This window comes from Acetobacter papayae JCM 25143 (assembly GCF_000613285.1).
GTDB lineage: Bacteria > Pseudomonadota > Alphaproteobacteria > Acetobacterales > Acetobacteraceae > Acetobacter > Acetobacter papayae.
Map to the genome: position 1 here is coordinate 1 of NZ_BAIN01000163.1, position 876 is coordinate 876.

1 protein-coding gene and 1 pseudogene are annotated in these 876 nt (G+C 65.5%); both read left to right on the forward strand.

Annotated features, from left to right (window positions below; translation table 11 throughout):
- Positions 1–288: pseudogene (locus JCM25143_RS20445) on the forward strand (hypothetical protein); the annotation flags it as partial.
- Between the two features lie 84 nt (positions 289–372).
- The coding region (locus JCM25143_RS15185; protein ID WP_025861858.1) for an FAD-dependent oxidoreductase at positions 373–876 on the forward strand (504 nt) is incomplete at its 3' end.

Consider the following 876-nt stretch of genomic DNA (forward strand, 5'->3'; position numbering starts at 1 on the left):
GCTGCGCCTGCTGCTGGGTGTGCTGCCCGTGCTGGCGGGGTGGGTGGCGGCGTTTACGGCGGTTGTGTCCTCCCCCTGAGTGGGGTGGTGCTGCTGGCGGTGGCGTTCGCGCTGGTGGCCCTGTGCGAGCGCACGGCATGGCGGCGTGGCTGGCTGCCGCCGGGCTATATGGGAGTTCGCTGGATTGTGACCGCCGTGACGGAGTGCTGCCTGCTCACGGTTCTGCTGATGGCGGGGGCTCTGACCTGCCTGCGGGCAGGGTGGCATGTGAGAGCCAAGGTGTTATGACAGGCTTTGAACACGCCGTGGCATGGGCCTGTATCGCAGGTGGTAAAATAGTCGGACGGCGGAAACTGATGGAGCATGCAAGGCATGAACAGTAAACCGCGCATTCTGGTAAAAGGGGCGGGGGTCGCCGGTATGACGGCCTGTGTCGCGCTGGCGGAACGGGGTGGAGAGGTTACGCTCTACGATCAGGCGGGCCGGGTAGGGGCCGGGGCCTCATGGTTCGCAGGCGGTATGCTGGCTCCATGGTGCGAGGCGGAATCGGCCCCGGAAGAAGTCACCGCCCAGTCCATCGGGGCGGTGGACTGGTGGGCACGCCACGTGCCGCAGGTGACACGGCAGGGCAGTCTGGTGCTCGCTCCCGCGCGTGATGTGGGAGAAATCGCCCGCTTTGCCCGCCGCACTTCGGAATATACGCAGGTTAATGGCGCGGATATTGCAGCGCTGGAGCCTGATCTGGACGGGCGATTCCAAAAAGGACTGTTTTTCGGGCAGGAAGGTCATGTGGACCCACGCGTAGCTCTGCATGCCCTGTTTGACCGCTTGCTGGCTTTGGGTGGTCACGCCCTGCTGGCCGGTGCGCCAGCGCCG